Genomic DNA, 8,757 nt, shown 5'->3' on the forward strand with positions numbered 1-8,757 from the left:
ACGTCGAATCCGCGATAGTTCGTACTAATTGGTTCGACCCAATCGGCAGTGTGGTCTTCGAAATCTCGTTTCGAGAACTTGCCACCGACAGATGCGGAAAATCGCACGATACGCTCCGCGATGTCGCCCCTGTAAAAGGCATCGGCTCCGCCCTTCACAATTTGCTCGAAGGTATCGGCCAACGCCGGGTTGCAGAAAATATCTCCAAATTCGGGCGCCTTTCCGCCGGGCATATACGTTTTAGCCAGCGTGTCATAACTGGCAGGGAATGGCCACGATCGGGCAATGATCGGTGAGACGGGAAATCCTTCGCGTGCATATCCAATGGCCGGTTTTAGAATGTCGGAAAACGACTTTGATCCAAACCGATTCAGCAATGCGGCCCACCCGCTTACGCAGCCCGGCACGGACCAAGCCAACGGCCCTTGTGAAGGAATCTGATCCAGACCGAGGGCCTTCGCGGCATCCAGGTTCCAATCGTAGGGCGCTCGGCCACTCGCGTTGAGTCCGAAGAGTTTCCTGTCTTTCTCGACCCAGACGATCGCGAAGAGGTCGCCGCCTGGACCGCAACTCATGGGCTCGACGAGACTCATCATTGCGCTGGCGCACACGGCGGCGTCGATAGCGTTGCCGCCGGATTTCAGCATTTCGACGCCAGCCATGCTGGATAGGGGTTGACTGGTACAGATCATTCCGTGTCTACCCGCGACCGTGGAGCGATTCTGGTTGCGGCCTGCGAGCCATTCCTTGCGAATTGGAACTTCACTCATGTGAATGGTCTCCCCTTCTGTAGCCGTGCGGCTTTCTTGCGGCGCAATCGTTGAACACTGGCTTGCCAATGCGCCCAAGGAAGCCGTGCCGGCCAATTGCATAAAGGTCCTTCGCTTCATGTGCTCGCCTCCGTTCGTGCCCTTAAGCCGTAGGCGCGGGGCATCGGGATCCAGCATACGACGAAGGCTGCCTGCAAGTCTCGTGCAAAACAGGAAGAACCGGTGAGGGACTCTTCGGAGTGTGGCGCTATTCGCGGGTGTGATTTTGAAAGAACTGCCAAATCAGCTCGGTGGCATCCACGTCCTGCGAGACCTTGCCGATGATGGATTCAACGAGGTACTGCGCTCCGCCGGGCCAGCCGTGCCCGCCACCTTCAACGCCGTAGAGATGGACCACCGCGCCATCGGTACCACCCGTGTGGGACTGGACCCAGATGCGAGTGCCGTCGTTGGGGTCTGCGTCGGGAAGGTAGGTTTTCTCGCCCACGCTTGTGCATGCGTTCCATGTTGACCAATACGCGACCGTCTCTTCGGTCGAGACAACCGTACCCTTGAACACCTTCCTGCGCTTGGGGAAATCCGGTGCAATCTCGCCTCCATTCCACGGCATGAGCGGGTCCTCTTCGCCGTTAAGGATGAGCATTGGAATCGGAGCGGCGGGTACACATGCACCGACTAAATCGGTTGGCATATTGGCAATAACGGGCGCCGCGGCGGCAAACAGCGGGGTGCGTTCGCAGAGCATGCGATACGTCATCATTCCCCCGTTCGATGCACCGGTGATATACACACGGGAGGCGTCAATCGCGAACTGCGACTGGATATGTCCGATCAGAGTCTCCAGAAAGCCAACGTCATCGACATTGGTATCCATCGACGTGTACGAGGTGCCTTGTCGTCCATCGTTCCAGTGCTTCTCGTACGCATCGGGATAGACCACGATGAATCCGTACTTCCGAGCGGCGGCATCAAACTTGGTCAACCGGGCCATCTTGTCGCCGTTACCGCCGCCCCCGTGCAATACGAGTACCAGCGGAGCGGGATTGGACGAAGAGAGATTCAACGGGACAAAGAGGCGGTAGGTCCGCGAAATTCCGTCGTGTACCAGAGATGCGTGACGAACTTCGCTATTTGACGCGGGGCAGGCGGTCGACAAGAGCGTGGACACAACGGCGGTAAGCATGGCAATTCCCAAATTTCGAAATCGAAAGCGGTTACATTGAGCACGAAGCATACTCATGATGTCCCTCTCCGGTCCAGGCAATTCACTCAGATGGCGTCCTTGCTCTCACAAGGATTGTGCGCATGATTGCGAGGCAGGTTACAGGGGTGCTGGCAAGGTGGTAGAATTCCCTTTCCGTATATCAATCCGACGAAGGAAAGCTATTCATGAACTACACGTATTTCGGGAAGACCGGCATCCAGGTTTCGGAAGTCTGCCTGGGCACGATGACCTTTGGCAAAGAGGCCGATGAGAAAACGGCGAACGCGATCATGGAACGCGCTGTTGAGAAAGGGATCAACTTCTTTGACACGGCAAACATCTACTGTAAAGGCCTCACCGAGGAGATCGTAGGACGCTGGCTAAGACCGCGGCGAGAAAATATTGTTCTGGCCTCGAAAGTTCACTTTCCGACTGGCGATGACCCGAATCAGCGAGGGAGTTCGCGGCGGCATATTCACTTGGAAGTGGATCGCAGTCTGCAGCGACTGCAGACGGACTGGCTGGACGTGCTTTATCTTCACCATTGGGATGACCATACGGAGATTGAGCACAGTCTGGACGCGATTTCCTCACTGATCGAACGCGGCAAGGTGCACTACTGCGGTGTGTCGAATTTCTCCGCGTGGCAGATTATGAAGTCGATTGCTGTCGCCGATGCGAAGGGATTTGCTCCCATCGTGGCCGTGCAGCCGATGTACAACCTCCTCAAGCGGCAGGTTGAGGTGGAGATACTCCCGCTAGCTGCTCACGAGCAGTTGGCTGTTTGTCCGTACAGTCCCATTGCAGCGGGTCTGCTCACCGGGAAATACCATCGTGGCGAGTCAGGCCGAATCAAAGAGAACAAGATGTATATCGAGCGATACAAAGACGCCGCCTACATGGAAGTCGCGGGACGATTCGTGGAGTACGCACAGGCAAAGGGAGTATCGCCCGCCGCGCTCGCAAACGCCTGGGTGATCAGTCACCCCACGATCACAAGCGCAATTGTTGGCGCGCGCAATCTGGCGCAGTTCGATGAGGCTCTTGGGTGTGTCGATATCCGCCTGACGGCTGAGCAACGCGCCGAGATTACGGCGCTATCGATCGACCCGCCGCTCGCGACCGATCGCGAACCGACGGAGGTGGCAGTTAGCCTGCTGACCGGCAAGAGCAAGTAACCGACGCGGATTCATCGCTGACTCGGTCTGCTCGTGCAATCCGCTACACGTTCCTAAGACTTCGAGCTAGGGAACCCAAGCGGATCGGTGGAGCCTGCCTTCACAAACCGCGCATTGCCCCAAGCCGAGTGATCGCATGAGAAACCGTCGCCTCCGTTAAGAACGCGAAGGGTCACCTCGCGCGCACCTTTCACGTCGACTTCAAAGTGATGCGATTGGCCGGATCTCAACACGGAGCTCTCTGCCATCACGGCGCCATCCGCAAGCACCTGGAATTGCACACTTCCGCTACCACCGCTATCTTCGACCCCCACATCGGCCACAAATATCGAGAAGTCCTTACCGGCTGTAGAAACGACGAGGTCTGCGGGGGTGGTGTCGTCAAAGGCGTGCATCCATATGCTCTTCGGGTACGCGGTCCCTGCGATATGTATTTCGCCTCCGGAATAGTTGGTGTCGCGGTGAACTTCATTTCCCGCGCCTGCCGTTGCCTGAAGCCATTCCATGTCCGAAACGAAGGAGATGCCATCCAGCGCTTCCAACTTAGGCGTCACAAACTCTCCCAAGGGTCCATCGTGATTGCGCCGTCCGCCCCAGGACAAAGCAGTAACTGACCAGCAGAGGCCGGTTTCAGGCGAAAGATTGGAAAATGTAGCGTGGAGACCGCTCACTACCTTCGTCTGGGCATCTTTGCCGTCCAGCGAACGCGCGACTTGGATCCGGTACTTTCGCGCGTGTGCGCTGGGGGTCCACGTGAGTGTAACGGACGTATCGAAGGGCCCGGCTTTCACCTCGGCTTCGCCAAGTTGAAACGCACCCGGCATCACGAGTCCATCGGGCTTGGGAAGCGAGGCGTCTTGAAGAAAGATCAAGTCGCTTGAGTAACGTTGCTGCAATCCAATTGCGAGGCCAGCCTGCATCAAGTCTGCCCCGGTGTGTTCGCCCACGGGGACTGAACCATCCTCGCACCAGACGCGATACATTCCTGCCGGTTCGAGCCCTTTGAGACGAACGGTCTGCTGCGAATCGTCCGAGTCAGGACGAAAGATGTACAGCGTGCCGCGCTTGAGGTTCGGAGACCAGTAGAACATACCATCCCAATGAACCCCGTCGGGCCGAGGAAGGATGTGGTGGACTTGGGCGTCTTTGAGCATTGGCCGCACCCAGTCTTTGTAGATCTGCGCATCACTCCTGGCGGAATCCTTCTCCTCATCGGTCCAGATACGCGTGTTTGTTGGATCAATCTGCCATGCGCCCATCATGGCGCTTCGCCACAGATAGGAACCAGGGTCATCGCCAGGAACATGGTAGTTACGTTCGTAGGTGTAGGCCTGTAAAATCATCGGCGGAATCGCGAATGTGGAATCGTAGATGCTCTGGCGATCCGGTAGATTCGAGAGGGTGTCCGTAGTGACCGTGTAGTGGGTGCGTTGGATGATGCCGAAATCCTTGATGTGCCCGCCGCCGGAACAATTCTCAAGGATGATGCGGGGATAGGCTGCGCGCAGTTTCTCCTGGACGTCGTAGTAGCCCATCGTGGCCCAATAGCTCGCGTCCACACCGTAACGATGCCGGTGTGTGGTCTTGTTGCACTGCGTGACGATAGGCCCGCAATCGTGCTTGAGATAATCGAGCTTGTGATTCGACACCAACCACTGCGTCTTCTCAGTTTCCCATTGCTTCGCTTCCGGGCATGCCAAACACACGCGGCCGCCATAGAATGGACCGGGCTGCCAATCGGGATTGAAATCGGAGTCGAACCAATCGGGATGACCCACAGGTCCGCGAACACTGAGTGCGCCGGCATCTTCTGAGACACCGCCGTTGGTCCAGGCGCACCACAGCGCCAGGCGCATGCCCGAGTTGTGGACGAACTGTTCGATGGGCGCGATTCCGTTTGGAAAACGCGCCGGGTCCCAGCGCCAGTCGCCGCACGCGGGAAACCACATGGCGTCGGGCATGAATGCCTCAAAACCGATGTCGCGACAGAACTCCGCACTCCGCAAGACGTCGGCCTCCTTTGCCGTTGGGCCACCGGCATCCAGATAAAGGTTGTAGGCAAGAATCGGATCGGGGATGTCGTCTGGAAGCTTTGGACGCAGGTATCTGAGTATCCACTGGTGCAACGAATACGAACCGTCGTCGATGTCGCCGGTGTAGCACCCCACGAATGCGGGCGGAACTTGAAAGACCTCGCCGGGTTCGATGTCCGTCCTAAATTCGGGAAGAAGGCCAATGGATAGATTCATGGCCGCGCCGTCACCAGACTTCGCTGCAATGCGGCCAAGCCCGGAGAATTCCCAGCCCACGTACAGACCGCAGTTGTTCTTCGATTGCACGGCCAGCCACGGCACTGGGCTTGCGCCGTCGTCGCAGTTGCTTATAAGTGTAAGGTCAAGTTGCGATCGGACGGGTTCGATGACGGTGCCGCCTTGAGTGGAGGCATTCCCGCCGCCGCGCTTAATCCAACGCACTTCGGCCTCTCCGTTTGGCCTAAGGCCCGATAACGTCAGACTGTCTTGATGCAAAATGGAGACAATACCGCTGCTTTGATTCTCAAGAGTGATCCATTGCTCGACAGGTCCCCTCCCCTGCCGCGCACGCCAGCACGATTTGAGTTGCAGTTTGGGACTGTCATTATGGAAGGTTAGGACAACCGTAGCGTCTTCTGCGGACACGGCCCCATCCACGAATCGCCAATGCAGAGCAGTCTCGGAGCCATTCGCCCACGCTGATGACATCAAGGGGACATCTGACAAGCTCTCGATCCAGATGTTCTTTCCAGCGGTATCCTCAAGCCTGTAGACCACAGGACGGTCTGCCTCAACGCCGAAAGTGATACGCGTGTCATCGGTTGCCAACGTCCACCGATCGGGTGGTTGCAGAACGAATTCAAAGGGCGTATCTCGATCTGCTTCCAAAACGCCATCCTTCACAGACAAAGGTGCGACTTGGAGAACAGATCGGTGCTTGTCGGGTTCTACATGCTGTTTACCGTAGGGGTGAGTGAAGTAGACAATGTACGCCTGCTCACCCTGAACCCATACATCCACGTGCTGCGCGACTCCGCCGTCGTCTCGGCGTTGACCAGGTTCACGCATAAATGGGCCAACATATGTCCAGGTGTCCGCGTCCTTTGAGCGGTAAAGACTCAGGCCAAAAGCATCCGTGATCATCCAATAGACGCCATTCCAGAGAAAGACATTCGGAGCCTCGCCCGAGCGATCGGTGATGACCGGTCCCTTCACCGTCCACGTTAAAAGGTCCGGACTGTCCGCAGCGTAGATATGCGAATTATCGGCTTCGTCCTTGTACCACATGCGCCACGTACCGTCGGGCAGGCGGTAGACGCAGGGGTCGATTACGTTGTCGCTGGACAATGCGAGTTGAGAAACAAACTTCCAGTCAGCGAGGTTGGCACTCGTGTAGTGGACGATATGGCGTTGACCGGACCAATCATCGTGCAAACCGCGAATATAACTGACAAACATGTGATACTGTCCGTCGTGCCATAAGACCTCCGGCGCCCAAAAGGTATTGCGCCCTTCTTCGAAGTTGAGACCTTTCGCGATGCCGCCGTAGGTCCACGACGCGCCGGCGTCCTTCGATACGGCGATGCCGATGTCGGTGCCATGACACCAGCGAACGCCGGGTTCGTCTTTTTGGTTGGCGCGCCGCGCCGTATAGAAGATCCACCAGGAACCTTCGGCGCGGTTCCAAACGATGGTTGGATCGGCCGCGCCGTCGAACACGGGATCGACGAATAACGGCGCGGGTGCCGGGTGCGAGACGGGCGTTGGCAGCGCACTCGAGCTCTGTGCCCAAGCTGGATCGAGTAACAAAGCGAAGAGTAACAGCAGCGCCGATACGAATCGTCCACAAATGGTAGTGTTCAAGGCAGCGTCCCCCAGTGGTATCGACTGATTGTACCCGGTCCAGATCGTAAAGGCTTGGATGAGTCTCTGCAAGAACGCCGCCTTTACAGTGGGCCGCTCCCGGACAGCAAGTCAGAAGTTTTGGGTTCGTATGCAACGTATGGTTTGATAGAGGTCTGCCGCTGGGAAAGTAACCGCGGCCAGGCCAATTCAAGTGGAGAACTTCATCGCTAATGCATGTACATTTGATTGAAGGCGAGGCAGGTTGCCGCTATGCGGTGGACCATGCGTATGTCGCGGTAGTTGTCGACGCACTTCGGGCGAGCGCAACAGCCGCCATGCTGCTGCATGCGGGCGCAGAACGACTCCTGGTGGTACGAACCGTGGACGACGCCTTCGCAGCCAAGCGAGAAATGCCCGATGTGCTGCTGTTTGGAGAACGTGGCGGACTTCCACCCGATGGATTCGATTTTGGGAATAGTCCGCAGACTGTCAGTGCCGCCAAGGGCAGGCATGTCGTTTTCACAACCACCACGGGAGCGCAGCGTTTGGTGAGCTGTTGGGGAGCCCGGACGGTCTACATGGGCACCACCACAAACGCGTCAGCAGTGATACGCGCGGCGACGGCGCACGACACGGATATCGTTATCATTCCGGCCGGACTTCACGGCGACCCTGACTTCAACGCGCAAGAAGATTGGGTCGCAGGGGCGTATCTGGCGAAGATAACCGGGTTGCCCGTTGGGGAAGGCAAGGACTTGTGCGCCTATTGGGAACGCCGTATCGAGGACGAAGGCCTGCCTCTCCTGTTTGCGAATGCCCCGCACGCAGAGAAGCTGCGCGCAGTGAACCTGGAATCAGACATTTCCTGGTGCGCGCGCGTGGACGTAACTGGCGCTATCCCAACGGTTATCGCACGGACGGAATTGGGTGTGATCGTTCATAACGCAATGTAGTCATTCTTAGGTAGCACTCAAGAAGCGGACAGACTGCTACTAATGCCCATCGAGGCTATGTAATAGCCCATGGACAAATGCCTCGCACGTGGTCGGGGCGAGCCAAGTCTGGCGAGGTAAAGTCAAAGAAAATTCAGGGGAGCAGAAGACAGTGGCGATTTGTCTTGACATCGAATACATGCGTAGTCTATCATCTACTTAAGAAATCATTCGAGGAGAGTTGTACTCATGGACGCCAAGAACGAATCAGCCGAAGCCCCGAAATTGTCCGACCTGGAGTGGGAAGTCATGAAACCATTGTGGGAACACGGCCCAATGGCAGCGCGCGATATCTACGAGCGCGTGCCGGAAACGTACGGTTGGGCTTATGAGACCGTGAAAACAATGCTGGCCCGGTTGGTCAAGAAGGGCGCGCTGACCTACGACCAGATTGGCAACTCCTTCCTGTACCGGCCCGCGTATACACGCGCAGAGATGACGCGGGAAGCAACAGGCTCCTTCATTCAGCGCGTATTCGACGGTGCGCTGAATCCATTCCTGGCACATTTTGCCGAACACGTATCCAAGGAAGAGCTGCAGAAGATACGACAGGAACTGGCGCGAATCGAGAAGAAACGCCGCGAGGAAAAATAGCATGAGCCACTGGATCACTCTGTTGAACCAAGCGGGGGAATCGTGGGCCTCGTGGATGCTGCACATGTCGTGGCAGGTAGCGTTGCTGGCCGTGGTTGTGTGGCTTCTCTGCCGGGTTTTGCACTATTCGGCGGCGCGTTT

At 57.1% G+C, this 8,757-nt stretch carries 6 protein-coding genes; 3 read left to right on the forward strand and 3 right to left on the reverse strand.

Annotation, left to right across the window (positions count from 1 at the left end; translation table 11 throughout):
• Positions 1-770, reverse strand: a 770-nt coding sequence (locus K1Y02_23110; GenBank protein MBX7259270.1) for a gamma-glutamyltransferase, incomplete at its 3' end; no start/stop codon positions are given.
• A 247-nt stretch (positions 771-1,017) separates the two neighbouring features.
• Positions 1,018-2,010, reverse strand: a complete 993-nt coding sequence (locus K1Y02_23115; GenBank protein ID MBX7259271.1) for a prolyl oligopeptidase family serine peptidase — start codon at positions 2,008-2,010, stop codon at positions 1,018-1,020.
• A 149-nt stretch (positions 2,011-2,159) separates the two neighbouring features.
• Between K1Y02_23115 and K1Y02_23120 the strand changes: the two genes are divergently transcribed.
• Positions 2,160-3,152, forward strand: a complete 993-nt coding sequence (locus K1Y02_23120) for an aldo/keto reductase (GenBank protein ID MBX7259272.1) — start codon at positions 2,160-2,162, stop codon at positions 3,150-3,152.
• A 53-nt stretch (positions 3,153-3,205) separates the two neighbouring features.
• Here K1Y02_23120 and K1Y02_23125 read toward each other — a convergent pair whose 3' ends face one another.
• Positions 3,206-7,048 carry an NPCBM/NEW2 domain-containing protein gene (locus K1Y02_23125; protein ID MBX7259273.1) on the reverse strand — a complete coding sequence of 1,281 codons (3,843 nt, stop codon included), beginning with the start codon at positions 7,046-7,048 and terminating at the stop codon, positions 3,206-3,208.
• A 212-nt stretch (positions 7,049-7,260) separates the two neighbouring features.
• On the opposite strand from K1Y02_23125, the gene K1Y02_23130 reads away from it, so the two are divergent.
• Positions 7,261-7,983 carry a 2-phosphosulfolactate phosphatase gene (locus K1Y02_23130; protein MBX7259274.1) on the forward strand — a complete coding sequence of 241 codons (723 nt, stop codon included), beginning with the start codon at positions 7,261-7,263 and terminating at the stop codon, positions 7,981-7,983.
• A gap of 228 nt (positions 7,984-8,211) precedes the next feature.
• Positions 8,212-8,616: a BlaI/MecI/CopY family transcriptional regulator gene (locus tag K1Y02_23135; protein ID MBX7259275.1), complete on the forward strand. Its 405-nt coding sequence runs from the start codon at positions 8,212-8,214 to the stop codon at positions 8,614-8,616.
• Positions 8,617-8,757: the final 141 nt, after the last annotated feature.

Source organism: Candidatus Hydrogenedentota bacterium (genome assembly GCA_019695095.1).
Taxonomy (GTDB): domain Bacteria; phylum Hydrogenedentota; class Hydrogenedentia; order Hydrogenedentales; family SLHB01; genus JAIBAQ01.